Annotated in this window: 26 protein-coding genes and 2 riboswitches; of the genes, 18 read left to right on the top strand and 8 right to left on the bottom strand. The window is 65.3% G+C overall.

The features are described 5' to 3' along the window. Positions 1 to 8: 8 nt before the first annotated feature. Together DEJ54_RS22730 and cobD are read right to left on the bottom strand one after the other, a co-directional pair. A complete protein-coding gene (locus tag DEJ54_RS22730; protein ID WP_113157022.1) occupies positions 9 to 515 on the bottom strand; it encodes a tyrosine phosphatase family protein in 507 nt (168 codons plus the stop codon). Next, on the bottom strand, positions 515 to 1,561 hold the full coding sequence (gene cobD, locus DEJ54_RS22725; protein WP_113157021.1) for a threonine-phosphate decarboxylase CobD: 1,047 nt from the start codon (positions 1,559 to 1,561) through the stop codon (positions 515 to 517). The genes DEJ54_RS22730 and cobD overlap by 1 nt, the downstream gene beginning before the upstream one ends. On the opposite strand from cobD, the gene cbiB reads away from it, so the two are divergent. Next, entirely contained in the window at positions 1,554 to 2,522 is a 969-nt protein-coding gene (gene cbiB, locus DEJ54_RS22720) for an adenosylcobinamide-phosphate synthase CbiB (RefSeq protein WP_113157020.1), read from the top strand. The two genes, cobD and cbiB, sit on opposite strands and share 8 nt — an antisense overlap. A gap of 205 nt (positions 2,523 to 2,727) precedes the next feature. Here cbiB and cobO read toward each other — a convergent pair whose 3' ends face one another. From cobO to DEJ54_RS22705, 3 genes are read right to left on the bottom strand one after another with little or no spacing between them, the layout of a single operon-like run. Continuing rightward, complete coding sequence (gene cobO, locus DEJ54_RS22715; RefSeq protein ID WP_113157019.1) at positions 2,728 to 3,342, bottom strand: cob(I)yrinic acid a,c-diamide adenosyltransferase; 615 nt, start codon at positions 3,340 to 3,342, stop codon at positions 2,728 to 2,730. Between the two features lies 1 nt (position 3,343). Next, a complete protein-coding gene (gene cobU, locus DEJ54_RS22710; protein WP_113157156.1) occupies positions 3,344 to 3,880 on the bottom strand; it encodes a bifunctional adenosylcobinamide kinase/adenosylcobinamide-phosphate guanylyltransferase in 537 nt (178 codons plus the stop codon). Between the two features lie 16 nt (positions 3,881 to 3,896). Further along, positions 3,897 to 4,517: a HupE/UreJ family protein gene (locus DEJ54_RS22705; RefSeq protein ID WP_113157018.1), complete on the bottom strand. Its 621-nt coding sequence runs from the start codon at positions 4,515 to 4,517 to the stop codon at positions 3,897 to 3,899. 34 nt (positions 4,518 to 4,551) lie between these two features. Continuing rightward, positions 4,552 to 4,752, bottom strand: a riboswitch (cobalamin riboswitch). Positions 4,753 to 4,870: 118 nt separating this feature from the next. Further along, positions 4,871 to 5,074: riboswitch (cobalamin riboswitch) on the top strand. Between the two features lie 175 nt (positions 5,075 to 5,249). Here DEJ54_RS22705 and cobW point away from each other — a divergent pair. From cobW to DEJ54_RS22675, 6 genes are read left to right on the top strand one after another with little or no spacing between them, the layout of a single operon-like run. After that, positions 5,250 to 6,287 (top strand): cobalamin biosynthesis protein CobW, encoded by a 1,038-nt coding sequence (gene cobW, locus DEJ54_RS22700; RefSeq protein ID WP_113157017.1) that lies wholly within the window; start codon positions 5,250 to 5,252, stop codon positions 6,285 to 6,287. A gap of 4 nt (positions 6,288 to 6,291) precedes the next feature. Beyond that, entirely contained in the window at positions 6,292 to 9,630 is a 3,339-nt protein-coding gene (gene cobN / locus DEJ54_RS22695; RefSeq protein ID WP_113157016.1) for a cobaltochelatase subunit CobN, read from the top strand. Beyond that, a complete protein-coding gene (gene cobG, locus DEJ54_RS22690) occupies positions 9,627 to 10,838 on the top strand; it encodes a precorrin-3B synthase (protein ID WP_113157015.1) in 1,212 nt (403 codons plus the stop codon). Before cobN ends, cobG begins: the two co-directional genes overlap by 4 nt. After that, positions 10,839 to 11,471, top strand: a complete 633-nt coding sequence (locus tag DEJ54_RS22685) for a precorrin-8X methylmutase (RefSeq protein ID WP_113157014.1) — start codon at positions 10,839 to 10,841, stop codon at positions 11,469 to 11,471. Next, positions 11,468 to 12,208, top strand: coding sequence for a precorrin-2 C(20)-methyltransferase (locus tag DEJ54_RS22680; protein WP_113157013.1), 741 nt, complete (start codon positions 11,468 to 11,470; stop codon positions 12,206 to 12,208). Before DEJ54_RS22685 ends, DEJ54_RS22680 begins: the two co-directional genes overlap by 4 nt. After that, positions 12,205 to 12,969, top strand: a complete 765-nt coding sequence (locus tag DEJ54_RS22675) for a precorrin-3B C(17)-methyltransferase (RefSeq protein WP_113157012.1) — start codon at positions 12,205 to 12,207, stop codon at positions 12,967 to 12,969. The genes DEJ54_RS22680 and DEJ54_RS22675 overlap by 4 nt, the downstream gene beginning before the upstream one ends. Here DEJ54_RS22675 and DEJ54_RS22670 read toward each other — a convergent pair. Further along, entirely contained in the window at positions 12,933 to 13,706 is a 774-nt protein-coding gene (locus DEJ54_RS22670; RefSeq protein ID WP_113157011.1) for a cobalt-precorrin-6A reductase, read from the bottom strand. The two genes, DEJ54_RS22675 and DEJ54_RS22670, sit on opposite strands and share 37 nt — an antisense overlap. Here DEJ54_RS22670 and cbiE point away from each other — a divergent pair. From cbiE to cobF, 8 genes are read left to right on the top strand one after another with little or no spacing between them, the layout of a single operon-like run. Then, positions 13,705 to 14,952, top strand: coding sequence for a precorrin-6y C5,15-methyltransferase (decarboxylating) subunit CbiE (cbiE, locus tag DEJ54_RS22665; RefSeq protein ID WP_113157010.1), 1,248 nt, complete (start codon positions 13,705 to 13,707; stop codon positions 14,950 to 14,952). The two genes, DEJ54_RS22670 and cbiE, sit on opposite strands and share 2 nt — an antisense overlap. Next, positions 14,931 to 15,335 (top strand): cobalamin biosynthesis protein, encoded by a 405-nt coding sequence (locus DEJ54_RS22660; protein ID WP_245447830.1) that lies wholly within the window; start codon positions 14,931 to 14,933, stop codon positions 15,333 to 15,335. The genes cbiE and DEJ54_RS22660 overlap by 22 nt, the downstream gene beginning before the upstream one ends. After that, complete coding sequence (gene cobM, locus DEJ54_RS22655; protein WP_113157009.1) at positions 15,332 to 16,096, top strand: precorrin-4 C(11)-methyltransferase; 765 nt, start codon at positions 15,332 to 15,334, stop codon at positions 16,094 to 16,096. The genes DEJ54_RS22660 and cobM overlap by 4 nt, the downstream gene beginning before the upstream one ends. Continuing rightward, a complete protein-coding gene (gene cobA / locus DEJ54_RS22650) occupies positions 16,093 to 16,869 on the top strand; it encodes a uroporphyrinogen-III C-methyltransferase (protein WP_113157008.1) in 777 nt (258 codons plus the stop codon). Before cobM ends, cobA begins: the two co-directional genes overlap by 4 nt. After that, the gene (locus tag DEJ54_RS22645; protein ID WP_113157007.1) at positions 16,866 to 18,179 is read left to right on the top strand and encodes a cobyrinate a,c-diamide synthase; all 1,314 of its coding nucleotides are present in this window, start codon (positions 16,866 to 16,868) and stop codon (positions 18,177 to 18,179) included. Before cobA ends, DEJ54_RS22645 begins: the two co-directional genes overlap by 4 nt. A gap of 4 nt (positions 18,180 to 18,183) precedes the next feature. Beyond that, complete coding sequence (gene cobS / locus DEJ54_RS22640; protein ID WP_113157006.1) at positions 18,184 to 18,948, top strand: adenosylcobinamide-GDP ribazoletransferase; 765 nt, start codon at positions 18,184 to 18,186, stop codon at positions 18,946 to 18,948. Positions 18,949 to 18,957: 9 nt separating this feature from the next. Beyond that, positions 18,958 to 19,971 carry a nicotinate-nucleotide--dimethylbenzimidazole phosphoribosyltransferase gene (gene cobT, locus DEJ54_RS22635; RefSeq protein WP_113157005.1) on the top strand — a complete coding sequence of 338 codons (1,014 nt, stop codon included), beginning with the start codon at positions 18,958 to 18,960 and terminating at the stop codon, positions 19,969 to 19,971. Positions 19,972 to 19,973: 2 nt separating this feature from the next. Continuing rightward, positions 19,974 to 20,735 carry a precorrin-6A synthase (deacetylating) gene (gene cobF, locus DEJ54_RS22630; RefSeq protein WP_113157004.1) on the top strand — a complete coding sequence of 254 codons (762 nt, stop codon included), beginning with the start codon at positions 19,974 to 19,976 and terminating at the stop codon, positions 20,733 to 20,735. A gap of 201 nt (positions 20,736 to 20,936) precedes the next feature. Here the strand turns inward: cobF and DEJ54_RS22625 are convergent, their stop codons facing one another. Further along, positions 20,937 to 22,154, bottom strand: coding sequence for a GTP-binding protein (locus DEJ54_RS22625; protein ID WP_113157003.1), 1,218 nt, complete (start codon positions 22,152 to 22,154; stop codon positions 20,937 to 20,939). 411 nt (positions 22,155 to 22,565) lie between these two features. Then, a complete protein-coding gene (locus DEJ54_RS22620) occupies positions 22,566 to 23,315 on the bottom strand; it encodes an SDR family oxidoreductase (protein WP_113157002.1) in 750 nt (249 codons plus the stop codon). Between the two features lie 240 nt (positions 23,316 to 23,555). Between DEJ54_RS22620 and DEJ54_RS22615 the strand changes: the two genes are divergently transcribed. From DEJ54_RS22615 to DEJ54_RS22605, 3 genes are all read left to right on the top strand, one after another. Then, complete coding sequence (locus tag DEJ54_RS22615) at positions 23,556 to 24,680, top strand: extracellular solute-binding protein (protein ID WP_113157001.1); 1,125 nt, start codon at positions 23,556 to 23,558, stop codon at positions 24,678 to 24,680. Positions 24,681 to 24,832: 152 nt separating this feature from the next. Further along, entirely contained in the window at positions 24,833 to 25,897 is a 1,065-nt protein-coding gene (locus tag DEJ54_RS22610; RefSeq protein ID WP_113157000.1) for an ABC transporter ATP-binding protein, read from the top strand. Then, entirely contained in the window at positions 25,890 to 26,771 is an 882-nt protein-coding gene (locus tag DEJ54_RS22605; protein WP_113156999.1) for an ABC transporter permease, read from the top strand. Before DEJ54_RS22610 ends, DEJ54_RS22605 begins: the two co-directional genes overlap by 8 nt.

Below are 26,771 nucleotides of genomic sequence, written 5' to 3'. Positions count from 1 at the left end.
TTTCACATTCAGCGGGCGGGGTAGTGAAACGGCTCGCCCGCAAAAGCTTCTGCGCCACGGCCGATCTGGTGGATCGCGCGGATCATCCGGCCTTCGCGCTCAAGGAGCCGGTCGCCCAGCGCGACGATGCGCCGGTTGGGCGTGGCGCTCGGGGCGCGCTCGCGCAGCATCTGCGCAAGGGCGAATTCGTCCATCTCGCGGGCGAAGGCGTTGGCGATGACATAGGCGGCGGCCGTGGAGCGGCTGATGCCCGCATAGCAATGCACGACCATTGGCGAGCGCCAGTCCCAGTCCTGTGCGAAATCGAGCAGGCGTTCGACATGATCGAGCTCCGGCGCGATGAGGCCGGGACGCAGATCCGCGATGTCGTGCATGGCGAGGTGCAGGCGGTTCGGCACGGCGCTGGCATCATCCAGAGCCGGGGGCTCGCCGTTCGAGGTGAGCGAAATCATGTGCTGTGCGCCGGTGGCCTTGAGCATGCGCTGTAGATGCGCGCCGGGGCAGACATAAAGCATTATGCCCCTCCCCCGTCCCGGCTTTGCAGAGCGGCGCGCACGCGTTCGAAAGCCTCATCATCGCCCGGCAGGCCGATGCGCAGGCAATCCGGCCGTCCGGCGAAGCGCCGAACGAGAATGCCGCTGCGGCCAAGATGATCGAAAAGATCCGCCGCGCGCGGATGGCGCAGGAAGCGGAAGAGATCCGTTCCGCCGGCGATGGTCAGACCCTGTTCGTGGAAGAGCGCGTCGAGACGCAAGCGCTCCGTCGCGAGCCTCTGGCGCATGGCGCTTTGCCAGTTATGGTCTGCAAGCGCCTCGAGCCCGGCGTGGAGCGCCGGCCCTGCAACAGCCCACGGACCGAGCCAGCCTGAGAGTTTTTGGGCGCGTTCAGTGGAGGTGAGCGCGAACCCCAGGCGCAGGCCTGCGAGACCGAAGAACTTTCCGAACGAGCGCAGCACGAGGATGTTGCCGGCTTCCACATCGCCGGCGAGGCTCTCGGCCTGCGGGCCAACATCCATGAAGGCCTCATCGACCACCAGAACGCCGCCATCAGCGCGCAGGCTTGCGGCGAGATCCAGAAGGTCACTTCGACCGATCAGCCGCCCGTCGGGATTGTTTGGATTGACCACCACGGCGAGCCGCGCGCCACGAAGCGCATCGAAGCTCTCCACCTCTTCGACCGCATGGCCGGCCAGTGCGGCTGCGCGCGCGTGTTCGGCATAGGTGGGGCCGAGAATGCGGGCCGGGCCGGGTGCCAGAAGCGATGCGACCAGCGGGAGAAGAAGCTGCGTTCCGGGCGCGGCGATGACGTTTGCCGAAGACGGCGCGCCGTAATGCCGGGCCGCGTGCGCGGTCAGCGCGGCAATGTCGGCTTCTTCGGGCAGGCGCTCGACGGCGCTGGCAGGCAGGGGCGAAACAGGATAGGGGTGCGGGTTGATGCCGGTGGACAGGTCGAGCCAGGGCGTCGGCGCGTCTGGAAACTGCGCCGAAGCCCGAACGAGACTGCCGCCGTGATCGGTTACCTTCTCCGCCGCCCGGTCAGCCAGTCGAGGCCTGATGTCCATTCTGATCGCCCTTTCATCCATGCTGGTCGAGCTCGCCATCGGTTATCCGCAGCGGCTCTTTCGCCTGATCGGTCATCCCGTCACCTGGATTGGCCGTCTTATCGCGCTGGCGGACGCGCGATGCAATGTTGAAACCCTTTCGCCCGGTGCGCGCCGCCTGAATGGCGTGCTTTCGCTGGTCGTCATTCTGATGCTCGCAGGTCTTGCCGGCTGGTTGATCCAGACGGCCCTTTCCGGCTGGGCCGGGCTGCTGGTCGCCGCGCTTGCCGGCAGTTCTCTGATCGCCCAGCGGAGCCTTGCAAGCCATGTGAAAGCGGTGGCGGACGGGCTGGACACCGGCGGGCTTCCGGAAGGCCGAAAAGCGGTTTCGCAGATCGTTGGCCGCGATCCTGAAAGCCTCGACGAGGCCGGGGTTTCGCGCGCGGCCATCGAGAGCCTTGCCGAAAACTGCTCCGACGGCGTGGTTGCGCCGGTGTTCTGGCTGGCGGTTGGCGGACTGGCGGGCGGCGCGCTCTACAAGGCTGCGAACACGGCCGATTCCATGATCGGCCACAAGACCGCGCGGCATCTTCATTTCGGCTGGGCGGCGGCGCGTTTTGACGATCTGATCAACCTGCCCGCTTCGCGCCTGACGGCGTTTCTCTTCATTACCGCTGCGTTCTTCATGCGCGACGCCTCGGCTGGAGCGGCATGGCGGGCGGTGCGCCGTGATGCGCGCCATCATCGTTCGCCCAATGCCGGCTGGCCGGAAGCGGCGATGGCGGGCGCGCTGGGCCTCGCCCTTGCCGGCCCGCGCCGCTATGGCGGCGAGGTGGTGGATGATGCGGTGATGGGCGATGGCGGCCGCCGCGCCGCCAATGCCGGCGACATCCGCCGGGCGCTCACGCTCTATCGGATTGCGGACGGGCTTTTGATCGGGCTTTTGGCGCTTGCCGCCGGGCTCTGGCATCTGGCTTTCTGAGATTGGCGGATTGAGGCGAAGGCGTGGGGCGCGTTTGCCACGCTCTCTGATCTTCTGGCAGCTGCGTTGTGCGTGGTTCGACAAGCTCACCATGAGGGAGGTGGCGACTGGCAAGCCTGTTCATCAACATGGAGGACGCAGTTGCTGTGTCTCTCCCTCCCTCATGGTGAGCTTGTCGACCACGCACCACCTCAAAGCAGGCGATCTAGAACTCGATGCCCTTCTGCGCTTTCACGCCAGCGGCGAAGTGGTGTTTTACCTGCCCCATTTCGGTGACGAGGTCGGCGGCCTCGGTGAGTGCTGGCTTGGCGTTGCGGCCGGTCACGACCACATGAAGGTCGTCGCGCCGGTTGGTCAGCGTGGTCACGACGCGTTCAAGATCGAGATAGTCGTAGCGCAGTGCGATGTTCAGCTCGTCGAGAACGACAAGACCGATGGTCGGATCGGCCATCAGTTCCTCGGCCTTTCCCCACGCCCGCTCGGCGGCGGCGATGTCGCGCTCGAGATCCTGTGTTTCCCAAGTGAAGCCCTCGCCCATCGTGTGCCAGGAGACCTGATCGCCAAAGGCGGCGAAGGCATCCTTCTCACCGCAATGCCATGCGCCCTTGATGAACTGCACGACACCGACGCGGCGGCCATGGCCGAGCATGCGCAGCGCAAGACCGAAGGCAGCGGTGGACTTGCCTTTGCCCGGCCCCGTATTGACGATCAGAAGCCCCTTCTCGACCGTCTTGTCGCGCACCTCGGCATCCTGAACGGCCTTGCGTTTGGCCATCTTTGCCTTGTGGCGCTCGGCTTCGTTTGCGTCGATCTCTCGCATGTCACTTCACTTTCATGGGCAGGCCGGCAACCACCAGCGTGACGCTGTCGGCAACGGCGGCGACTTTCTGGTTCAGGAACCCCGCCTCATCGCGAAAACGGCGTCCGAGCGGGGTTTCTGGCACGATGCCGAAGCCGACCTCATTGGAAACGAGAACTGTGGTTCCCTCTCTTGCGGCAAGAGCTGCAAGCAGTCGCTCGGCGGCAGGTTTTAGCGCATGGTCGTTGAGCATGAGATTGCTGAGCCACAGGGTGAGGCAATCGACCAGAACCGTTTCGCGGGCCGGCAGGGTTTGAAGCACGCCCGGCAGGTCGAGCGGGGCGTCGTGCGTCTGCCACGCCCCCGCTACTTCCCCCGGCCCCGCCACTGCCCCTTTGCGCCGCGCGCGGTGAATGGCGATGCGCTCGCGCATTTCGTCATCGAAGGCCTGGGCCGTGGCGATGTAGTGCCAGGGTGCGGGCGCGGCTTCGATCAGCGTTTCGGCATGGCGGCTCTTGCCGGAGCGCGCGCCGCCCAGAACGAAATGAAGTGAACGCATCGTCAGATCCGCCGGCTCAGCCGACAAGTTGTCCGGCAAGGAAGGTTATGCCGACACCGACAATGGCGGCGCCAGCAAGCCGGGGCTGCATGGCCTCAACCGCCCAGCCGCGCGAGCGGACGAGAAAATAGACGCCAAGCGCGATGGCGCTCTGGATTGCGGCAAGGCCTGCGAGATAGGCGATGAGCGGCGTCTGTTCGCTGCCGACAATGGCTTCGCCGAAGGCATAGCCATGGAACACGCCGACCACCAGGAACAGGGCGAAGACGAGCATGTGGCTTTCCACGGCCCGACCGCGCGCCAGAAGCCAACCGCCAGCAAGAACGCTTGCCGCGATGACGATTTCGGCTGCCGGAAGATCGAGCAGCATCAGGTGCAGGCCAACACCGACAAGCGAGCCGGCAACAAAGAGAAGCGGCGCAAAAAGGCTCATGCCGGCGACGGCGGCAAACAGGCCGGCAGCGACGATGAAGGCCAGATGATCGAGCCCGATCACAGGATGGGCGAGCCCTGAAACCAGCCCTTCGTAAAGGGTCGTGGGCGTCTGCCCGTCCATGGCGTGATGGGCCTGGGCGCTGGTTGCGAAGAGCGATGCAAAAGCGAATGCGGAAAAAGTGCGCAGGAAACGCGTGTTCATGTCCGGTCCTTTCCCCTCCACCCGAGGGTTACGGTGCTTCTTTCAGGCCGTCGGCAGGTTTCCTGGCTCACGGGTCGATGCGCTTTCCAGCCTTCCCAAGGCGTCATGCCTCAGTGGCGATCAGGAAAACGCTCTCCGCTTACAGTTGCGGGGGCAGCCGTGGTTTTGGCGCTTTTGCGCCGCACCACGTTCCCTCTGGGTCCGCTTCAGCGGAACCGACAGCGGGCGGAGCATACAAGAATCGCCACGCCCCGCAAACGCTTTGTTGCCCGCATTGACAGACGTGGCGGGCGAGCCGTAAATGCGCAGCAGACGGTCCTTCTCCCGCAATGGAGAGGGCTTGGATCAGTACCTGTCAATATGACCGCAATGGTCGGCCTGATTGGTAGGTCTTGATCCTTAGAGGGAATGCGGTGCGGGCCTTGCCCAATGCCGCAGCTGTCCCCGCAACTGTAAGCGGAGAGCGCACCTGACACGCCACTGGGGTTTGCCCTGGGAAGGCTGGAGAGCGCATCGACCCGTGAGCCAGGAAACCTGCCGTCTGCGAATGAAATCCTGACCGCCTGGCGGGTGTCCCGGGCAAGGAGTGTGCATTGTGACTGCTGACAGCGCCGCTGCGCGCCTTCTCCCGACCATTCATGGTGTCTCTGCCAGTACGCGGCCGCAAAAGGCCCGTGCGCCCCTCACCCGCGTCTTATCGTTCTCCACACTCCATCACCTGAAGGATATCCCATGACCACGAGTTTCGACCGGGTTCCCTGCACCGTCGTGACCGGCTTTCTCGGCGCCGGCAAGACGACGCTGATCCGCAATGTTCTGGAAGGCGCGCATGGCAAGCGGCTGGCGATCATCGTCAACGAGTTCGGCGATGCCGGCATCGATGGCGAGGTGCTGAAGAGCTGCGGGCTGGACAATTGCCCCGAGGAAAACGTTCTCGAACTGGCCAATGGCTGCATCTGCTGCACGGTTGCCGATGATTTCGTGCCGGCGCTCGACCAGATCCTCGCACGTGAGCCGAAGGTCGATCACATCCTGATCGAGACGTCCGGTCTGGCGCTGCCAAAGCCGCTGGTGCAGGCCTTTCAGTGGCCGGCAATCAAGAACCGCGTGACGGTCGATGGCGTTATTGCCGTGGTGGACGGGCCGGCGCTTGCCGACGGCCAGGTGGCTGCTGACTTGGACGCGCTGGATGCACAGCGCGCAGCCGACGATTCGCTCGACCATGATGATCCGATCGAAGAAGTGTTCGACGACCAGGTGGCCTGCGCTGACCTGATCGTTCTGTCGAAGAACGATCTTCTGGATGAGGAGGCCGCCGGGCGCGCCCGCGCGCGGATTGCGGGGCATCTGTCGCGCAATGTGCAGATCGTGCCGAGCGCGCATGGCAAGGTGGACCCTGCCCTGCTGCTGGGTCTCGGGCTTGCCGTCGAGGACGACATCGAGAACCGCAAGACGCATCACGACGATGCGCATGACCATGAGCATGACGATTTCGACACATTCGTTGTCGACCTGCCGCCGGTGCTCAGGCCGGAAGATCTGGAAGCGCGGGTCAATGCGGCGGTGGAAACCGGCGAGGTTCTGCGCCTCAAGGGCTTTGCGCATGTGAAGGGCAAGCCCATGCGTCTGCAGGTGCAGGCGGTCGGCCCGCGCGTCTCGCACCACTATGACCGCCCGTGGAAGGCCGGCGAAGCCGCCGAGACACGGCTCGTGGTGATCGGCCTCAAGGGCATCGACCGCGCGCGTATCGAAAGCCTTCTCTCGGCCTGATCCGATGCACATCCTCGCCACCACCAGTGCCTCACTCGACGATCTGATCGAGCCTGTCGATCTGCAGCAGTCGCCGGCGGACATGGTGGCGCTGTCGTTCACCGACAGCGATCTGGCGGGGATTGCCTCTGCATGGCAGGTGCAGCGTGAGGCCCTGCCCGCGCTGCGTCTTGCCGCGCTGCGCGACCTGAGACACCCCATGTCGGTCGATCTGTGGATCGACAACACGGCAGCGCATGCCCGCGTCATTCTGGTGCGGGTGCTGGGCGGCTATGAGTGGTGGCGCTATGGCTGCGACCGGCTTTCAGCACTGGCCCGGCAAAAGGGCATCGCGCTGGCGCTGCTTCCCGGCGAATGCCATCAGGACGACCCGCGCCTGGCCGAGCGCTCCACCGTTTCGCCGGAAGCGCGCGCGGCGCTGCTCGCCTGCTTCCGCGAAGGCGGACCGGACAATATGCGCGCGCTGACCATGCAACTGGCGCGCCTTGCGGGGCGGGACATCGAAGCGCCGGAGGCGGAATCGGTGGCCAAGGCCGGCTTCTATGCACCGGGCCATGGCATTGTTGAGCCATCCTTCTTCCCGGCCGGTGCGAATGCCGACAGGCCTGTCGTACCGGTCCTCTTTTATCGCTCCATGCTGCTGGCAAGCGATGTTGCGCCCATCGACGCGCTGGTGGAGGCGCTTGAGGAACAGGGGCTGTGTGCGGTTCCCGTTTTCGTTTCCAGCCTGCGTGACCCGGTTGCCGCCGATCTCGTGCGCAACGCCGTGGAGGCGTTGAAGCCGCAGGCGCTCATCACCGCGACGGCCTTTTCGAGCGGCGCGGAACCCGGCGAAAAAACGCTGTTCGACCGCTTTGGCGTGCCGGTTTTTCAGGTGGTCACCGCCACCACGCGGCGCGAAGCGTGGCAGGAAGGGCAGCGCGGTCTCGCGCCTGCGGACCTCGCCATGCATGTGGTGCTGCCGGAACTCGATGGCCGGCTGATGGCTGGCGCCATTTCCTTCAAGGATGAGGCGGCGCTGGATGAAGGGCTTTCCTTCGGCGTTCAGCGCAACCGACCGGAACCGGCGCGCATAAGGCAGGTTGCGGCAAGGATCGCCGCCTTTCTGAAGCTCGGTGGCACTCCGGTGGCTGAACGCCGCATTGTCGTTCTCATCCCGGATTATCCGAGTGCGCCAGGGCGCACCGGCTATGCGGTGGGTCTCGACGTGCCGTCGAGTGTGCTCGCCATGCTGCATGACCTTGATGAAGCGGGTTATGCGGTTGATGGTGTTCCGGAGACGCCAAGGGCGCTGATGCAGCGGCTTGAGCAGGTTTCGGAAGCGCTTTCGCTGGATGAATACCGGGTGGCCTTCGATGCGCTGCCCGAAGAGGCGCGCGAAACGCTGCTCGCCACCTGGGGGCCGGCGGAAGACGATGCGGAAGATGGAGTCTTTCCGTTCCGCGCGGCGCGGTTCGGCAATGTCACCGTGGCGCTTGCGCCGGATCGCGGGCGCTCGGCAGACCGACGCGTGGACTATCATGACCCGACACTTGCACCGCGCCATGCGCTGGTCGCCTTCGGCCACTGGATGCGGGAGGGGCTCGATGCCCATGCGCTGATCCATGTGGGTGCGCATGGCACGCTGGAATGGCTGCCGGGCAAGACCGTGGCGCTGACGGAAACCTGCTTTCCGGAGATCGTGGCTGGTGCGCTGCCGGTGGTCTATCCCTTCATCGTCAGCAATCCGGGTGAAGCGGCGCAGGCCAAGCGCCGGATCGGCGCTGTGACGCTTGGGCATCTGACGCCGCCACTGGCGGGCGCAGGGCTCTCGCAGGACCAGCAGGAGTTGGAACGGCTGGTGGACGAATATGCGCAGGCCGACGGGCTGGACCGCCGCCGCCGCGACCGGCTGGCGCAGCTGATCGTGGAAACCGCCGAGCGCACCGGTCTGACCCGTGATGCCGGCGTTGAGGACACGGGCGACACGGATGCGGCGCTGATGCAGATCGATGCCTGGCTCTGTGATCTGAAAGATTTCGCCATCAAGGACGGGCTGCACATCTATGGCCGGGGCAGCGGCATGGATGAAGGGCCTGAACGCAGCGCCTGCGCGGAGAGCGAAAAGCACGCGCTTCTGGCCGCACTTGATGCCCGACACATCGCGCCCGGCCCCTCCGGCGCGCCGGCGCGGGGGCGTACCGATGTGTTGCCGACCGGCCGCAACATCTTCACCGCCGATCCGCGCACCCTGCCGACGCCGACCGCAACCGCACTGGGCAGGATGGCGGCGGATGAGGCCGTGCGCGGCTATCTGCAGGAGCATGGCGACTGGCCGCGCTCGCTCGTCATCGACCTGTGGGGCAGCGCCAGCCTGCGCACTGGCGGCGAGGAGATCGCACAGGGTCTGGCGCTGATGGGCTGCCGGCCGCAATGGGATCAGGCGACGGGGCGCGTGACGGGCATTGAAGTGCTGCCGCCGGCAAGCCTTGGCCGTCCGCGCATCGACGTGACGTGGCGCATCTCAGGCCTGTTTCGCGACATGTTCCCGACCCAGATCGCGTTGCTCGACACTGCGGTTGCCGCCGTGGCCGCGCGCGACGAAGACGAGAGCGAAAACCCGCTTGCCGCTGCTGCGCGCGTGGCCGGCAAGGCTCCGGCGCGTATTTTCGGTTCCGCGCCCGGCACCTATGGTGCGGGACCGGAAGAAAAGCTTGCGCGCGGAGACTGGCAGGAGCGCGCCGAACTCGGACAGGCCTATCTGGACGCGGGCGCGTTTGCCTTCGGCGGCGCGGAGGGCGAAGGCCGGCGGGAAGACGGCGCGTTTGCGCGGCAGGTGGCGGATGCCGACATGCTCATCCATACGGGCGACGATGCCGGGCGGGACATTCTCGAAGGCTCGGCGGATGTGGCCTTTATCGGCGGGTTCGCGGCGGCGGTGGAAGCGCTGGGCGGCAAGGCTGATCTGGTGGTGCTCGACACGACCGATCCGGAGCGCCCGCGCGCCCGCTCGCTGGCGCAGGCCATTGCCCGCACCGTGCGCGCCCGTGCGGTCAATCCGCGCTTTATCGAAGGGCAGTTGCGCCATGGCCCGCGCGGCGCGGCGGAACTGACGGAAACGGTCGACCGGCTGATCGGCTTCGCCGAGACCACGGATGCGGTTTCAGGCAGCCTGATCGATGCCGTGTTCGATGCCTATCTCGGCGATGAGCGTGTGCGCGATTTCCTGCTTGCAGAGAATCCGGCGGCGACCCGGGCGATGGCGGAACGGTTTCACGCTGCGCGCAGGCGTGGCCTCTGGCACCCGCGGCGCAACTCCGTCGATGACGATCTGGCAGCACTTTTTGCGGAGGCGACGGCATGACGATGCGGCGTGGCGCTTGCCCCACACTCTCCGCCCCCATGAAGACCGGCGACGGGCTGCTCGCGCGGATTGCGCCGGCCCATGGCGCGCTGACGCCTGAGAAGCTGGCGGGCATCGCAAAAGCGGCGGGCCGCCACGGCAATGGCATTCTGGAAGTGACCGCGCGTGGAAAGTTGCAGATCCGGGGCCTGACCGCTGAGAGCACGCCTTTGCTCGGGGCGGAAATCAACGCGCTCGATCTTGGGGCCGTGGATGGCTTCGCGGTGGAAACGGGACCGCTTGACGGTCTGGCGCGGGATGCGCTGAGCGACCCGACCGCGCTTGCCCGGCGGATCGATGAACATGCGGCAGCGCACTGCCTTGCCCCGCGCCTTGCCCCCAAGGTCTCGGTCACGGTCGATGGTGGCGGGAGGCTGCATCTCGACGCCATCGGAGCCGACATCAAGCTTGTGGCGCTGGGAGACGGTCTCTGGCAGATCGGCGTCGGCGGCAATGGCGCGACGGCGAGCAGGTTAGGCCAGGGCGATGAGCAGGCGGTGGGCGCTACAGCGCTTGCCGTTCTTGATCTGCTGGCGCAGACCGGCGGACGCGCGCGCGATTTCACACAGGCGCAGAGAGAGGCGCTCCGGGCCGGGCTTGAGCCAGCCGTGCAATATTTCGCGCGGGCTGACAGTGCGCCGGTTGGTCTGTTTGCGCTGAAAGACGGGGACAGCGCGCTCGGGATCGCGCTGCCCTTCGGCCAGGTCGCAGCGGAGGCGCTGGTCGCGCTTTGCGAGGCCGCCTCGGATGCCAGGGAAATACGCCTTGCGCCGCGCAGCGGCCTGCTGCTGATCGGGCTTGATGAGTCCCGGCAGGAAGCGCTGTCGCGCGCGGCTGAGGCTCTTGGATTTGTCACGGACGGGCATGATCCGCGTCTTTCCATAGCCGCCTGCGCCGGTGCGCCGGCCTGTGCCTCGGCGCGGTTCGACGCCAAGGCGCTTGCCGCCGAGGCGGCGGAAGCCGGTCTGCCGGACGGTTCGTTTCGTCTACACCTCTCGGCCTGCGAAAAAGGATGCGCCCGGCCCGCCGGGGCTGCGGTGAACCTGATCGCGGCCGAGGGTTGCTGCACGCTTTCCTCCGTTGGCGTGGAGCCTTCCGAACGCCTTCGCACCTTCCTCATCGAGCGCGGCGAGAAGCTGCGCGCCGCCCTTCTTCGAAAGACAGGCTGAATGCAAGAAACCGAGTACATACGCGACGGCAATGCCATTTATGAAAAGTCGTTCGCGATCATACGCGCCGAGGCCAATCTCGCGCGCTTCAGTGCGGAAGAGGCCGATATCGCCATCCGCATGATCCATGCCTGCGGGCTTGTTGAGGCGGCGGAGCACTTTGTCTTTTCCGAGGGTTTCGTTGCGGCAGGCCGCGCGGCGCTGAAAGCCGGCGCGCCGATCCTGTGCGATGCGGAGATGGTGGCGCGCGGCGTGACCCGCACGCGGCTGCCCGCCAACAATGAGGTGATCTGCACCCTGCGCGATGCGCGTACGCCGGAGCTTGCGCGGGAGATCGGAAACACGCGTTCCGCCGCTGCGCTGGAACTGTGGCGCGAACACATGGAAGGAGCGGTGATCGCCATTGGCAATGCGCCGACCGCACTCTTCTACCTGCTCGACATGCTGCGCGCCGGTGCGCCGAAGCCTGCCGCCATCATCGGCATGCCGGTCGGTTTCGTTGGCGCGATGGAATCCAAGGAAGCGCTCGCCGAGAGCGGGCTTGGCATTCCCTTTGCCATCGTGCGCGGCCGCATGGGCGGCAGCGCCATGACGGCGGCGGCGATCAACGCACTTGCGAGGGCGGGACTGTGAGCGGAACCCTGATTGGCGTCGGCACCGGGCCCGGCGACCCCGAACTCATCACGGTCAAGGCGCTGAAGGCGCTGGAGCGGGCGGACGTGGTGGCGCATTTCGCAAAGCGCGGACGCCGGGGCAATGCCCGCAAGATCGTCGACGACCTCCTGCCGGAGGCGGCGGTGGAGCTGCCGCTGGAATATCCGGTCACGACCGAAATCGACAAGAACGACCCGCGCTACATCGAAGCCATCACCGGCTTTTACGAGGAGTCGGCGCGCGCGGTGGAAGTGCATCTGAAAGCGGGCCGAACGGTTGCGGTTCTGAGCGAGGGCGATCCGCTATTTTACGGCTCCTACATGCACCTGCATGTGCGGCTTGCCGCGCTCTATCCGACCGAGGTGATCCCCGGCATCACGGCCATGTCCGGCTGCTGGTCGCAGGCGGGCATCGCAATCGTTCAGGGCGACGACATCATGACGGTCCTGCCCGGCACGCTCGATGAAGACGAGCTTGTGCGCCGCGTGAGCGACACGGAAGCCTTCGTCATCATGAAGGTGGGGCGCAATCTGCCGAAAATCCGCCGGGCGCTGGCGCGGGCCGGCAGGCTCGTCGGTGCGGTCTATGTGGAACGCGGCACGATGGACAATACCAGTATGACGCCGCTCGCCGACAAGGCCGACGACACCGCCCCCTATTTCTCGCTCGTGCTCGGACCGGGCTGGCAGGCCAGGCCGCAGGAGGGCGCGGCATGAGCGGGCGTCTCATCGTCATCGGCACCGGCCCCGGAAAACCGGCACAGACGACGCCGGAGGCGCGCGCAGCCATTGCGGCGGCAAGCGATTTCTTTGGCTATGGTCCCTATCTCGACCGGCTCGAACTGAATGATGGCCAGACCCGTCACGCCTCCGACAACCGGGAAGAACTTGCCCGCGCCAAGGCGGCGCTAACCATGGCCGCTGAAGGCAGGCATGTGGCCGTGGTTTCGGGCGGGGATGCCGGTGTTTTCGCCATGGCGGCGGCCGTGTGCGAGGCCATCGAGCAAGGGCCGCAGGAATGGCGCGCGCTCGATCTGGAGATCGTGCCGGGGCTGACGGCCATGCTTGCGGTGGCCGCCCGCGTGGGCGCGCCGCTCGGTCATGATTTCTGCGCCATATCGCTTTCGGACAATCTGAAACCCTGGGACCTGATCGAAACGCGGCTTGCGGCTGCTGCCGGTGCGGGCTTTGTGATCGCGCTCTACAATCCGATCAGCCGCGCCCGGCCCTGGCAGCTTGGCCGCGCCTTTGAACTGTTGAGCGGCATTCTTCCGGCCTCCACGCCCGTCGTGTTCGGCCGCGCCGCAGGCCGGCCTGATGAGCGCATGGCGATTGTTCCGCTGAACGAGGCGCGCGGCGAGATGGCCGACATGGCCACCTGCGTCATCATCGGATCGCCGGAAACGCGGATGATCGAACGCCCCGGCAAATCGCCGCTGGTCTATGCGCCGCGCTCGGCGACGGGAGCCGCCAAGTGAGTGTCGATCGCGCCCATCGCATCTTCGATGTCGGCCACGACGGCTGCGCCAGTCGGTTTTGGCCGGTCGATCATGATCACCGGCAGGCCGAGCCTGCGGGCGGCTGCGATCTTGCCATAGGTCGCAGCACCGCCGCTGTTCTTGGCAACCACGATCTCGATGCGGTGATCGGCGAGCAGCGTGATTTCATCGTCTTCAGAGAACGGACCACGCGCCAGAATGCATGCGGCGTTCGCCGGCAGGTGGGACGGTTCGACCGGCTCCACGCTGCGCACCAGATAATGATGCTGCGCCGCCGCGCGAAACATTTGAACTTCCTGCCGGCCAATGGCCAGAAAGACGCGCCGGGGCTCAGAGCCGAGCAGCGTTGCCGCCTCGGCCATGCCGGCCGCGATCTGCCAGTTGTCGCCGGCGACCGGCTGCCAGGCGGGGCGCATGAGCGTGATGAGCGGCACGCCGGTCAGGCTGGCGGCTTCCGCTGCATTGCGCGCCATGCGCGCGGCGAAGGGATGCGTGGCGTCCACCATCAGGTCGATGCCTTCGTCCTCGAGATAACGCGCGAGCCCCTCAGCGCCGCCGAAACCGCCCACACGCACCTCACCCTGCAAGGCTTCCGGTGTGCGGGTGCGCCCGGCAAGCGAGGTGATGACGCGCAGCGAGCTGCGCGCGCAAAGCCGCTCCGCAAGCCGCCGCGCTTCGCCTGTTCCACCAAGAATGAGAAGGGTCTGCTTTGCCATGACGTCTTCTAGAGCATTTTGCAGTCAGGCGGAAAGCGCTAAGCGTTGGCTCACCATTGTGGGGATAGGCGAGGATGGGCTGGCCGGGCTTGGCGGGGAGGCGCGCCGCGCGATTGCCGGTGCGGAGATCGTGTTTGGTGGTGCGCGGCACCTCGAACTGGCGGCAGGCCAGATTTCCGGCGGGACGCGGCAGTGGCCCTCCCCCTTTGGCAAGGCGCTTGATGAGATCGAAGCGCTGAGAGGGAAAAAGGTCTGCGTGCTCGCCTCCGGCGATCCATTTCACTTCGGTGTGGGCGCGACGCTGACGCGGCGCATTCCGGCGGACGAGATGCGTGTCTTTTCCGCGCCTTCTTCCTTTGCGCTCGCTGCTGCCCGGCTTGGCTGGCCGCTGCAATCGGTCGAGACGGTTTCACTGCACGGCAGGCCCATTGCGCTGATCCGCCCGCTGCTTCATCCCGGCGCGCGCATTCTCGCGCTCACATCCGATGGCGCGGCTCCGGCTGCGATAGCCGAGCTGATCACGGCTGAGGGGTTTGGCCCCTCGCGCTTTCACGTGCTGGAAGCGCTGGGCGGACCGCGCGAACGGCAGGTCAGCTTCATGGCTTCAGCGCTTTCCGCAGACAGTTTTGACGATCTGAATGTGGTCGCAATCGAGGTGGCGGCGGATGAGAATGCGCGCATCCTGCCGCTTGGAACCGGGCTGGAAGATGCGCTTTTCGAGCATGACGGGCAGATCACCAAATCGGAGGTGCGGGCCGTCACCCTTTCGGCGCTTGCCCCGAAACGCGGTGAACGGCTCTGGGACATCGGTGCGGGTTCAGGCTCCATTTCCATCGAATGGCTGCAGCAGCACCCATCGCTCAGCGCCATCGCCATCGAGGCGGACAGGGAGCGCGCGGCGCGCATTGCCCGCAACGCGGAGCGCATGGGCGTGCCGCAGCTCACCATGGTTGAGGGAAAGGCTCCCGCCGCGCTCGCGGGCCTTGCCGCGCCCGATGTGGTTTTCATCGGTGGCGGGGCGACTGCGCCGGGGCTGATGGATGCGGCGATGGCCGCTCTTGGAACCGGGGGGCGTCTTGTCGCAAACGGGGTGACGCTCGAAACGCAGGCGCTTCTGATCGACTGCCACGGGCGGCACGGCGGAGAACTGATCGAGATCGCCGTCGCGCGCGCCGCGCCCGTTGGCGGCATGACGGCGCTGCGCCCGGCCATGCCGGTGTTTCAATGGCGCTGGAGGAAACCATGATCTGCGCCGGGCTTGGAGCCAGAAAAGGCGTCACGCGCGATGCTGTTCTTGCCGCGCTCGACGCCGCTTTGACAACGCATGACATCGCGCGGGACAGGCTTGATGCAGTGGCGACCGTGCCACGGAAGCGGGACGAGCCCGGCCTGACGGATGCTGCAAAGGCGCTCGGCCTGCCGCTTGTCATTGCCGATGATGCGGCACTTCAGGCGGCGGCGACGCATTGTCTGACCCGCTCGGAACAGGCGCGCTCAGCCACGGGCCTGCCATCGGCCTCAGAGGCGGCGGCGCTGGCCGTCTGCGGCCCGGCAGGCCGGCTTCTCGGGCCGAGGATCACACTTGACGGCGTTACCTGCGCCATCGCGACCACCGGAAGAAAATCATGACCGTTCATTTCATTGGCGCCGGACCGGGCGCTGCCGACCTAATCACCGTTCGCGGCCGCGACCTGATCGCGCGCTGCCCGGTCTGCCTTTATGCCGGTTCGCTGGTGCCGGAGGCGTTGCTCGCGCACTGTCCGCCGGGAGCGCGCATCGTCAACACCGCACCCATGTCGCTTGAAGAGATCGAGGCGGAATATATCCGCGCCCATGAAGCGGGCGAGGATATCGCCCGGCTGCATTCGGGCGATCTTTCCGTCTGGAGCGCGGTTGCCGAGCAGATCCGCCGTCTTTCGGCGCTCGGCATCGATTACACGCTGACGCCGGGCGTGCCTTCCTTCTCGGCGGCTGCGGCGGCGCTGGGACGCGAGCTGACCATTCCGGAAGTGGCGCAGAGCCTTGTCCTGACCCGCATTTCCGGCCGCGCCTCGAAAATGCCGGAGGGCGAGACGCTCGCCAATTTCGCGGCCACCGGCACGACGCTCGCCATTCATCTCGCCATTCATGCGCTGGACCGGGTGGTGGCGGAGCTGACCCCGCATTACGGACCCGACTGCCCGGTCGCGATTGTTGCCCGCGCAAGCTGGGCGGATGAGCGCATTCTGCGCGGCACGCTTTCCACCATCGAAGCAGAGATGGCGAAAGATCCCATCGAGCGCACGGCGCTCATTCTCGTCGGGCCGGGGCTGGGCGCCAAGGATTTTCGCGAGAGCGCGCTCTACAGCGCCGATTATCAGCGCCGGTTTCGCGGGCGGGAGGGATTATGAGCACGCTTGAGGCGCTCAACCGCCTGCCTTTTGAACCAACGCCTTTTGAGCCGGGCCATGTGTGGCTTGCCGGTGCCGGGCCTGGTGGCTTCGGCTGCCTGACGCTCGGTGTTCTGGCTGCGCTCGATGCGGCGGATGTGGTGATTTATGACGCGCTGGTGGATCCGGATATCCTGAAGGCCGCGCCGGAAGCGCGGCACGTTTTCGTCGGCAAGCGCGCCGGCCAGCCCTCCACGGCGCAGGATGAAATCAACCGGCTTCTGGTGGAACACGCAGAGGCGGGACAGCGGGTGCTGCGCCTGAAAGGCGGAGACCCCAACATGTTTGGCCGTGGCGGCGAAGAAGCGCTGGTGCTGGCACTCGCCGGCATTCCCTTCCGCTTTCTGCCAGGCGTCACCTCGGCGGTGGGGGCGCTCGCCGATGCGGGCATTCCCGCCACCATGCGCGGCGTGAACAAGGCGGTGATCTTCGCGACCGGCCACGCCGCCGGCACGCCGGACGATCTGGACTGGGCGGCGCTGGCGAAAACGGGTCAGCCCATCGTCATCTATATGGGGATGCACAAGCTCGCCCTGATCGTGGACGCGCTCACATCCGGCGGCATGGCGGGCGATACGCCGGCGGCGCTCATCATGAACGCGACGAAACCGGAAGAACGCATTCTGACGACGGCGCTTTCCACGCTTGTCTCCGACGCATCGGTGGAAGGGTTCGGCTCGCCGTCCATCATCGTGATCGGCGGCATCGTGGCGCTGCGCGAGGCACTGGTATGACGGCGCGGGCGATCATCATCGGCGCGGCCCGTTCGGGTTCGGGCAAGACCAGTGTGACCATCGGCCTGATGCGCGCGCTCAAGAGGCGTGGCCTCGCCGTGCATGGCGCGAAATCCGGTCCCGATTACATCGATCCCGGCTTTCATCAGGCGGCGACCGGGAAGCCCGGCGTGAATCTCGACAGCTGGGCCATGCATCCGGATCTGCTCGCCCATCTGGGAAGCCGGCAGGGCGAAGACGCCGACATGCTTTTGATCGAAAGCGCCATGGGCCTGTTTGACGGTATCGTGTCGGAGCCGGGTCGCTCCGGCGCTGCGGCGGACATTGCGCGCCTTTATGACGTGCCCTGCATTGTCATTCTCGATGTGTCCGGCCAGTCGCAGACTGCAGCCGCGCTGGCAAAGGGGTTTGCAGCTTACGACCCGAAGGTGCGGATTGCCGGCGTCGTGCTCAATCAGGTGGCGAGCCCGCGCCATGAAGCGATGGCGCGCGACGCCATCGAGGCCATTGGCATCAGGGTTCTGGGCGCGGTCTATCGCAACCCGGACATGGCGCTGCCGGAGCGGCATCTCGGCCTTGTGCAGGCAAGTGAACATGCCGCCCTCGAAGCTTTCATCGAGCGGCTTGCCAATGTGATGGAACAGTCCATCGACCTCGACGCCGTGATGAAGGCTGCCGTGCCGCTTTCCATGCAGGCGGGCGATGCGGCGCGGCTTCTGCCGCCGCCGGGGCAACGCATCGCCATCGCGCAGGATGCCGCTTTCAGCTTTGTCTATCCGCATCTCGCCCGGCACTGGCGCGAGGCGGGAGCCGCGCTTCTGCCCTTCGCGCCGCTTGCCGATGAAGGACCGGCGGAAAGCGCCGACGCCTGCTGGCTGCCGGGTGGGTATCCCGAACTTCATGCGGGGCGGATCGCTGCTGCCGAGAATTTTCGTGCTTCGATGAAGGCTTTTGCGGAGAACCGGCCCATTCACGGCGAGTGCGGCGGGTTCATGGTTCTGGGCGAGGCGCTGGAGGATGCCGAAGGCGTTCGCCACGCAATGCTGGGGCTGCTCGGTCATGTGACGAGCTATGCGAAGCGCAAGATGAACCTCGGCTACCGGCAGGCAACGCTGATGAGTGACTGCGCCATCGGCAGCAAGGGCGAGACGATCCGTGGTCATGAATTCCACTATTCGCGGCTTGTGGAGCCGGGCAGTGATGCGCCGCTCGCCATGCTTGCGGATGGACAGGGCCGCGCTCTCGGCCCATCCGGTGCGCGGCGCGGGCATGTCTCCGGCACCTATTTTCACGCCATCGCGCGGAGCTGACGCGATGGCCGGACCCCGCTCGATGCTCGTGACAGCCCTTCGCGATGTGGCCGCCTGTCTCGGCTTCTACACGCGGCTGCCGCTGCCTGCGTTCGAGATGCCGGCGCACGGGTTTGCGGCCGCCCAGTGGGCAGCGCCTCTGGCCGGTCTGGTGGTCGGCGCGATTTGCAGTGCGGTGCTGATCGGCGCGGCGATGCTTGGCCTGCCGGCCACGATTGCAGCCGCCCTCGCGCTTGCAGTGGGGACGCTTGTGACCGGCGGGCTGCATGAGGACGGGCTTGCAGACGTGGCCGATGGTTTCGGCGGCGGTTCGACGCGCGAGAAAAAGCTCGCGATCATGAAGGACAGCCGCATCGGCTCTTATGGCGTTGCCGCACTGATCCTGTCGTTTCTGATGCGCTGGACGGCGCTTTCGTCGCTCGGGCTTGTCGCGGTTCCCGCCCTTCTGATGGCGCACACGGCCTCGCGCGCCCTGATGCCGGCGCTGATGCGCCTTTCGCCACCGGCGCGCGAAGACGGGCTCTCGGCAGGCGCAGGGCGACCGGAAACGGCTACCGTTCTCGTGGCGCTCGCGATTGGTGGCGCGCTGCTTTTCATCTCCGGTCCCGGCTTTGTGCTTGTGACCGCGCCGCTTCTTTTGCTGGCGCTCTTCTTCATCAAACGGCTCGCCGAAAAACAGATCGGCGGACAGACGGGCGATGTGCTCGGCGCGCTGCAGCAGCTTGCCGAAACCACCGTGCTCATCGCCGCCGTCGCTTATTTCATCTGAAGGACTTCCATGACCCGCTTTCTCAAAATCGACGATCTGCGCGCCGCCTGTAATGTCCGTCCCAGTGGCGATGAGGACGCCGCGCAGGCTGCAACCGCCCACCAGGCAGTGCTGACCAAACCGCCCGGCAGCCTTGGCCGGCTGGAAGACGCGGCCATCCTGCTTGCCCGCTGGCAGGGACGCGAAAAGCCTGCGCTTGAGCGGGTTCATGTGCTGATTTTCGCGGGCTCCCATGGCGTGACCGCACGGGGTGTTTCGGCTTTTCCGGCCGAGGTGACGGCGCAGATGGTGGCGAATTTCTCCGCCGGGGGCGCCGCCATCAACCAGCTCGCGAAACAGACGGGGGCGAGCCTCACCGTCACGTCGCTCGAGATCGAGCGTCCCACTGCGGACTTCACGGAAGCGCCGGCCATGGATGAAGCGGATTTTCTGAAGGCCGTTCAGACCGGTTTCGATGCGGTGCCGGAGGGAGCGGATCTCATCTCACTCGGGGAAATGGGCATCGGCAACACCACCGCCGCAGCGGCCCTTGCCGCCGCGCTGTTCGGTGGCCGGGGAGCCGACTGGGTGGGCCGGGGCACAGGCGTTGACGATGCCGGCCTTTCGCGCAAGGCTGAGGCCGTGGATGCAGCGCTTGCCTGCCATGGCGAGGCGCTCTCCGATCCGCTGGAGGCGCTGCGCCGCGTCGGCGGTCGCGAGCTTGCCGCCATGTTTGGCGCGGCCCTTGCCGCGCGGCAGAAGCGGATTCCGCTGCTGCTCGATGGTTTCGTGTGCGGATCGGCAGTCGCCCCGCTTGCGCGCCTTGGCGAAGACGGTCTGGCGCATGCCATTGCCGGCCATGTTTCCGCCGAACCCGGCCACCGCAGGCTGCTTGGCGAGCTGGGCTTCAAGCCGCTGCTCGATCTCGACATGCGGCTTGGCGAAGGTTCTGGCGCATGCCTTGCGATCAACATTCTGCGCGGCGCGCTTGCCTGCCACAACGGCATGGCGACCTTTGCCGAAGCCGGCGTTTCGGACGGCTGATCATGCGCACGCTTTCGCTCATCGGCATTGGCACCGGCAATCCCGAACACATGACGGTTCAGGGCATCAATGCGCTGAACCGGGCTGACGTGATCCTTATCCCCCGCAAGGGGGAAGCGAAGGAGGATCTGGCCGATCTGCGCCGTGTCATCTGCGAGCGGTTTCTGGAAAACCGGCAGACGCGGATCGTGGAATTCGACCTGCCGGTGCGTGACGCCGCCAATCCGAGTTATCGCCGGGGCGTGGACGACTGGCACATGGCCATCGCCCGCGCCTATGGCGATCTGCTTGCGGCGCATACGGGCGAGACGGGTCGCGCGGCGTTTCTCGTCTGGGGCGATCCTTCGCTCTATGACAGCACGCTGCGCATCATCGAGCACATGCGCCGGGAAACCGCGCTTGACGTCGCGCTGGAAGTGGTGCCGGGGATCACCAGCATTCAGGCGCTCGCGGCCAGCCACCATATGCCGATCAACACGATTGGCGGTTCGATCCTGATCACCACCGGTCGGCGGCTGAAAGCGGAGGGCTTCCCGCCGAATGCCGATACGCTTCTCGTCATGCTCGACGGCGACTGCGCCTTTCAAATGCTCGATGGCGATGCCTACGAGATTTACTGGGGCGCGTATCTGGGTACGCCGGATGAGCTTCTGATCGCCGGGCCGCTTGGGGATGTTGCCGGGCAGATTGTGGAGGCGCGGGTTAGAGCGCGGGAAGACAAGGGCTGGATCATGGATACCTATCTTTTGCGGGTCAGGAGGTAGGGTTAGCGTACGTCTTCCCGCCCCCGTCCTTCGACACGCTCAGGATGAGGGCTGTGTGGGCGCCCCACCTTTCTGTGGCGGGGGGCTGAATTATGCCCGCTTCCGCTCCACAGAGTTTCTAACCACGATCCATGTCCTCTCCCTCATCCTGAGCGTGTCGAAGGGCGAGGGAGAGGACACGCGCTGCGGGCACACCGCCCCTCAGGCGGCCTGCGCGCGCTGCCATCGCGGGAAAGGGTCCGCCAGTGCACGGTGCTGCGCTGGCTCGAAGTCGGTTTCACTGCCCACCAGCGCATCGTCCAGCGCTGCGGTGATGCGTTCGCGGTTCATGCCTGTGCCGATGAAGACCAGCTCCTGACGCCGGTCTCCATAGGGTTCGCTCCAGTAGCGGTCCATGAAGGCTTTTGCTTCCGGGTGGTTTGGCCAGCGTTCGCGCGGCACCGCCGCCCACCAGGTGCCAAGCGGCTTCACGCTGGATAAAGCGCCGGCGAGGCTGAATTCGGCAACCCAGTCGGGCCGGGTTGCGATCCAGAAATGACCCTTGGCGCGGATGACGCCGGGCAGCGGGGCATTCAGCACCGCATGCACTTTCTGCGGATGAAAGGGACGCCGCGCGCGATAGACGAAGGAGGAAACGCCGTATTCCTCGGTCTCTGGCACGTGATCGGCGAAGCCATAAAGCTCCTTGGCCCAGAGCGGGTGCTGGTGAGCCGTCTCGAAATCGAAAAGGCCTGTATCGAAGATGCGGGCGGGCGCGACGCGGGAATGGTCTGTCTCGATGATCTGCGCATCGGGATTGAGCGCGGTGACGATCTTGCGCGCTGCATCAAGGCGCTCCGGGCCGGCGTCGCTGACCTTGTTCAGGATCACGATATCGGCAAACTCGATCTGGTCGACCAGCAGGTCCACAAGCGTGCGCTCGTCCCCCTCGCCCGCGACTTCGCCCCGGTCGCGCAGGAAATCATGGCTGGCGTAGTCTTCGAGCAGGTTCAGCGTGTCGACCACTGTGACCATCGTGTCGAGCCGCGCGACATCGGAAAGGCTGTGGCCCTGCTCGTCGCGAAACTCGAATGTGGCGGCCACAGGCAATGGCTCGGAAACGCCGGTGGATTCGATCAGCAGGTAATCGAACCGCCCCTCCGCCGCCAGACGCCGCACCTCTTTCAGAAGATCGTCGCGCAGCGTGCAGCAGATGCAGCCATTCGTCATCTCCACCAGCTTTTCGTCTGTCTGCGACAGGTTCGCCCCACCCTCGCGCACGAGGTCGGCGTCGATGTTCACTTCCGACATGTCGTTGACGATCACCGCGACGCGCCGTCCTGCCCGGTTGTTGAGCACATTGTTCAAGAGCGTCGTCTTGCCCGCCCCCAGAAACCCGGAAAGCACGGTGACGGGCAGGCGTTTGTCCTGGTTCGGCATGATTGGTTCCTTTGCTGCAATATGGTATGTAATATCATAACAAACACGAAGCGCAAGACGTGCCTTGGGGCCTAGGGGCCTAAGGGCCTGGAGGTGTGGAGGTGTGGAGGTGTGGAGGTGTGGAGGTGTGGAGGTGTGGAGGTTCGCTCCTGCCCTGGGTGATGGCAAGCGGTTTCTGTGGTTCGTGCCAGCCTGGAGGTGGAGACCGAAGGCCTGCTCCGAAGCCGGATACAGTGCTGCCGATCATCGTTTCCCGGAGTTGCATGGCTCCAGCCGGCAATGCAGCGTTCTCCGGAAGATGGACACCGGGTCGGAAAATGCCGGGGCGCACACTTTGGCGCGCCCCGGTTTTTTGCAGAAATTCGATATCACCGAACAAGGGCGGAGAGTATCAACCACCCTGCCCTGAAATCAGATGGTCACGCCGCCATCCACGAGAACGGCCTGACCGCTGACGAAGCGGCTTTCGTCCGACAGGAGAAACACGACCAGCGGTGTGATGTCGTCGACCGTCGCAAGCCGCCCCATGGGCTGACGCGCAATAAAATCCTTCTCGGCCTGAACGGGATCCGGCGCAGCGGCGATGCGACCGCGCAGCGACGGCGTGTCGACCGTGCCGGGGCAGAGCGCATTGCAGCGCACGCCCTGCTTTACGAAATCGGCCGCAACGGACTTTGTGAGGCCGATCACGGCCGCCTTCGTGGCGCCGTAGACCGCGCGGTTGACGAAGCCTTTGATGGATGACGCCATCGACGCCATGTTGAGAACGGACACGCTGCCCGCCTCTTCGGCCCGATCCAGCATGCCGGGTAGAAACGCCTGCGTCATGCGAACCATGGAGGTCACATTGAGATCCATGCTGAACGCCCAGTCGTCCTCGGAGACATCGAGAATGCTGCCGTGATGGACGAAGCCGGCGCAATTGAAGAGGCCATCGAGCTGGCCGACCCTGCCGGCGAGCGCATCGATTGCGCTGCGGTCGCGCACATCCAGCCGGTGCGTTTCGATGGACGCGTTTTCAGCGGCAAGAGAGGCAAGCCCTTCCTCGTTGATATCGACGGCCACGACCGACGCCCCCTCTGCTGCGCAGGCCAGCGCGCTTGCCCGGCCGATGCCCTGAGCTGCTGCCGATACCAGAATCCGCTTCCCCTGAAGTCGCATGCAAAGTTCTCCCCTCACTGTCGGACAGCAGCCCGCTACAAACGTTTGCATACAAGCAGCCTTTTCGCGTGGAACAAATGGGCCAGAGAGGATAATTTGTGCGCTAAACACTGATGTCCGCGCAGGATCATCAACATTGACGGTCCGTTAGACTGATTTTTGTTGCCGACCGGTCATCGCGCTGTAACATGGCGGGAATAACCGCTGCGATATCAACGCAGAAACAATGGGAGTGCTTTCATGACTTTGATCAAACGACGCAACTTCATCAAGGGCGCGGGCGCTGTGGCAGGACTGTCGCTGGCGGCGCCGCTCATCTCGCGCAGCTATGCGCAGGGCTCTTCCGGCGCGGTCAACATCTTCGCCTGGGCCGGTTACCTCAACGACGACATGATCGGCGCTTTCGAAAAGGCGACGGGCATCAAGGCCAATTACACCCCCTACGGCACCAATGACGAACTGCTGAACCAGCTTCGCGCCAACAATGGCGGCGGGTTCGACATCATCTGGCCGACGGTCGACCGCGTGCCCAACTATGTCGAGTTCGAGCTGGTGCAGCCGATCGACGAAAGCAAGGTCAACGTCGACAACTGCCTGCCGAGCGCCTGGAAGAATTCTGAAAATCTCGGCGCGGTCATCGACGGCAAGCGCTATCAGGTGCCCACCGACTGGGGCACGGAAGCGGTTTCCTTCGACAAGGACCAGGCTCCGCTCGAATACGGCACCGCCTCCTATGGCGACATCTGGAAGCCGGAAATGAAGGGCAAGGCCACCGTGCGCGGCCATTCGGGTCTTGTCGGTCTCGGCCTCTGGCTCGAAGCCGAAGGCAAGCTGCCCATGCCGATGGCGGACGCCTTCAAGTCCGAAGAGAACATGGTCAAGATCTATGACGTGATTCTCGAGGAAGCGATTGCCCGCAAGGCCAACATCGCGCAGTTCTGGTCCAACGAGAACGAAGCGCAGGGCGCATTCCGCATCAATGGCTGCACCATCGGCCAGACGTGGGATTCCACTGCAGCGGCTCTCGGCAAGGAAGGTCTTCCCGTCGGCTTCATCGCGCCGAAGGAAGGCGCGCTGGCGTGGATGGAAGGCGTTGCAATCCCGAAGGGTGCGGAAAACCTTGAGCAGGCCTATGCCTTCATCAACTGGTTCCTGACGCCGGAAGCCGGCGCCATGTACACCAATGCAACCTCGATCAACTCCACCGCCGTTGGCGCTGCCGACAAGACGACGGACGAGGCCAAGGCCTTCTTCGCCGCCGCCTATCCCGGCGACGCGCTGGACAAGCTGTGGTGGTGGCCGATCCAGGAAAGCTGGTTCGTCGCCAAGCGCAACGAATATCAGGACCGTTTCCTCTCGGCGTAAGGCCCTGAATAACGCACGATGGCGCTCGCCCCTCATCCGCCTGCCGGCACCTTCTCCCCGCGTACGGGGAGAAGGACGAAGCGGAGGGGCGAGCGCCGACATATTCAAAAGAACGCGGACCATAATACCGCGCGCACCAGAACCGGGGGACCATGTCACATTCCGTAGAGCTCGATCATGTCGGCGTTACTTTCGGGGCGACCCGTGCCGTCGACGACGTCTCCTTCACGGTCGAAGGCGGAGAGTTTTTCTCCATTCTCGGCCCCTCCGGCTGTGGCAAGACCACTCTGCTGCGGGTGATCGCCGGCTTTTTGAAGCCGACCGAAGGCCGCGTTCTGATCGGCGACAGGGACATGACCCCGCTGGGGCCCAATCAGCGCCCCACCGCGATGATCTTCCAGTCGCTCGCGCTCTTCCCGCTGATGCCAGTCTGGGAAAACATAGCCTTCGGGCTGGAGGCGCGTGGCATCGCAAAGGCCGAGCGGCGCAAAAAGGCCGACGAGCTTCTGAAACTGATCGCGCTTGAAGGCTATGGCGACCGTATGCCGGGCGAGCTTTCCGGCGGACAGCGCCAGCGCGTGGCCATTGCGCGCGCGCTCGCGGTCGAGCCGCAGGTGCTGCTTCTCGACGAGCCGCTTTCCGCGCTTGATCTCAAGTTGCGCCAGCACATGCGCGCCGAGCTGCGCGCGCTGCAGAAACGCACCGGCGTTACCTTCATCTACATCACGCATGACCAGTCCGAGGCGCTCGCCATGTCGGACCGCGTTGCGGTGATGAGCGCCGGCGTGGTGCAGCAGGTGGGCGCGCCGCGTGAACTTTACGACAATCCGGCCACGCCTTTCGTCGCCACCTTCGTTGGCGAGACCAACGCCCTGCCCTGCACGGTGAAAGGCATCGAGAACGGCATCGCGACGGTGGAGAGCGCCCATGGCACGCTGAGCGGCCGCGCGGGCGACGGGCTTTCAGCGGGTGCGACAGCGAAGCTTTATGTGCGCCCCGAGGCGCTGAAGCCGAACGGTGGAACCAACCGGTTGGCCGCCACCATCGAGCGTATCGATTTCGAGGGCGCTTTTGCGCTCGCGCACGGCATGGCCGGGGACGGCATGCCGCTGGTTGCCTCCATCGCCAGCACGGAACTCGCAGCCGCACCTGCCATTGGCGAGAAATCCGGTTTCGGCTTTGAGAGCGCAAACGCCGTGGTGCTGCCCGATGTCTGATCTCTACAGACGTTTTGGCGGGGGGCTTGGCACGCTGTTTCTGGCGCTGGTCGGCGCGTGGCTCGCCGGCATGGTGCTCGCGCCCAATGTGATGATGATCGACTACGCGCTGCGGCCCAACCTGCCGCCATCGCAGCTCGGCGGGCCGAATGATGTCTATTCGCTCGACAACATTCTCTACCTCGCGAATGAGGGCGTTCACCGCGCGATCTTCTTCAAGACCGTGTGGGCGAGCGCGCTTGTCGCTTTCATCACCTTTCTGGTGTGTTATCCGATGGCTTTCTGGCTTGCCCAGAACGCGACGGTGAACCAGACGGCCATTGTGCTTCTCGCGCTGACCATTCCGTTCTGGATCAACGAGGTGTTGCGTACACTTGCCTGGTATATCCTGCTTGCGTTTCGCGGTCCGCTGAACGCCTTTCTTCTGTCGCTCGGCATCATTGATGAACCGGTGCGCTGGTATGGCGATGGCGGCGTGCTGGCTGGCATGACCTACGCCTACATCCTGTTCATGCTGTTTCCGATCTACAACGCGATTGAGTCTCTCGACAAATCGCAGATCGAGGCAGCGCGCGATCTCGGCGCATCCACCTGGCGCATTCATTGGCGGGTGGTCATCCCGCATGCCAAGGCGGGCATAGCCACGGGCTGTGTCTTCACCTTCATGCTCGCCGCCGGCAGCTATGTCGCGCCAGCCCTTCTCGGCGCGCCCGGCAGCCGCTGGTTCACCGAGATCATCTACAACTGGTTCTTCGAAGGCGGTGACTGGAACCGGGGCGCCGCCTATGCGCTGGTTCTTCTGGTGCTGTGCCTGGCAGTGGTGCTGATCACGCTGCGCATCGCCCGCGTGAGCCTGACGGAGGTGGCGAAATGA

The sequence above is a fragment of the Nitratireductor sp. OM-1 genome, assembly GCF_003296175.1.
Taxonomy (GTDB): Bacteria; Pseudomonadota; Alphaproteobacteria; order Rhizobiales; family Rhizobiaceae; genus Nitratireductor; species Nitratireductor aquimarinus.
The sequence above is the reverse complement of the archived record's forward strand: the minus strand, read 5'-3'. Positions and strand labels throughout refer to the sequence as shown.

Excerpts from the sequence above, each read along its gene's own strand:
- DEJ54_RS22730 (WP_113157022.1), bottom strand. The coding sequence starts at position 515 with ATGCTTTATGTCTGCCCCGGCGCGCATCTACAGCGCATGCTCAAGGCC.
- cbiB (WP_113157020.1), top strand. The coding sequence starts at position 1,554 with ATGTCCATTCTGATCGCCCTTTCATCCATGCTGGTCGAGCTCGCCATC.
- cobD (WP_113157021.1), bottom strand. The coding sequence starts at position 1,561 with ATGGACATCAGGCCTCGACTGGCTGACCGGGCGGCGGAGAAGGTAACC.
- cobO (WP_113157019.1), bottom strand. The coding sequence starts at position 3,342 with ATGCGAGAGATCGACGCAAACGAAGCCGAGCGCCACAAGGCAAAGATG.
- cobU (WP_113157156.1), bottom strand. The coding sequence starts at position 3,880 with ATGCGTTCACTTCATTTCGTTCTGGGCGGCGCGCGCTCCGGCAAGAGC.
- DEJ54_RS22705 (WP_113157018.1), bottom strand. The coding sequence starts at position 4,517 with ATGAACACGCGTTTCCTGCGCACTTTTTCCGCATTCGCTTTTGCATCG.
- cobW (WP_113157017.1), top strand. The coding sequence starts at position 5,250 with ATGACCACGAGTTTCGACCGGGTTCCCTGCACCGTCGTGACCGGCTTT.
- cobN (WP_113157016.1), top strand. The coding sequence starts at position 6,292 with ATGCACATCCTCGCCACCACCAGTGCCTCACTCGACGATCTGATCGAG.
- cobG (WP_113157015.1), top strand. The coding sequence starts at position 9,627 with ATGACGATGCGGCGTGGCGCTTGCCCCACACTCTCCGCCCCCATGAAG.
- DEJ54_RS22685 (WP_113157014.1), top strand. The coding sequence starts at position 10,839 with ATGCAAGAAACCGAGTACATACGCGACGGCAATGCCATTTATGAAAAG.
- DEJ54_RS22675 (WP_113157012.1), top strand. The coding sequence starts at position 12,205 with ATGAGCGGGCGTCTCATCGTCATCGGCACCGGCCCCGGAAAACCGGCA.
- cbiE (WP_113157010.1), top strand. The coding sequence starts at position 13,705 with ATGACGTCTTCTAGAGCATTTTGCAGTCAGGCGGAAAGCGCTAAGCGT.
- DEJ54_RS22670 (WP_113157011.1), bottom strand. The coding sequence starts at position 13,706 with ATGGCAAAGCAGACCCTTCTCATTCTTGGTGGAACAGGCGAAGCGCGG.
- DEJ54_RS22660 (WP_245447830.1), top strand. The coding sequence starts at position 14,931 with ATGGCGCTGGAGGAAACCATGATCTGCGCCGGGCTTGGAGCCAGAAAA.
- cobM (WP_113157009.1), top strand. The coding sequence starts at position 15,332 with ATGACCGTTCATTTCATTGGCGCCGGACCGGGCGCTGCCGACCTAATC.
- cobA (WP_113157008.1), top strand. The coding sequence starts at position 16,093 with ATGAGCACGCTTGAGGCGCTCAACCGCCTGCCTTTTGAACCAACGCCT.
- DEJ54_RS22645 (WP_113157007.1), top strand. The coding sequence starts at position 16,866 with ATGACGGCGCGGGCGATCATCATCGGCGCGGCCCGTTCGGGTTCGGGC.
- cobS (WP_113157006.1), top strand. The coding sequence starts at position 18,184 with ATGGCCGGACCCCGCTCGATGCTCGTGACAGCCCTTCGCGATGTGGCC.
- cobT (WP_113157005.1), top strand. The coding sequence starts at position 18,958 with ATGACCCGCTTTCTCAAAATCGACGATCTGCGCGCCGCCTGTAATGTC.
- cobF (WP_113157004.1), top strand. The coding sequence starts at position 19,974 with ATGCGCACGCTTTCGCTCATCGGCATTGGCACCGGCAATCCCGAACAC.
- DEJ54_RS22625 (WP_113157003.1), bottom strand. The coding sequence starts at position 22,154 with ATGCCGAACCAGGACAAACGCCTGCCCGTCACCGTGCTTTCCGGGTTT.
- DEJ54_RS22620 (WP_113157002.1), bottom strand. The coding sequence starts at position 23,315 with ATGCGACTTCAGGGGAAGCGGATTCTGGTATCGGCAGCAGCTCAGGGC.
- DEJ54_RS22615 (WP_113157001.1), top strand. The coding sequence starts at position 23,556 with ATGACTTTGATCAAACGACGCAACTTCATCAAGGGCGCGGGCGCTGTG.
- DEJ54_RS22610 (WP_113157000.1), top strand. The coding sequence starts at position 24,833 with ATGTCACATTCCGTAGAGCTCGATCATGTCGGCGTTACTTTCGGGGCG.
- DEJ54_RS22605 (WP_113156999.1), top strand. The coding sequence starts at position 25,890 with ATGTCTGATCTCTACAGACGTTTTGGCGGGGGGCTTGGCACGCTGTTT.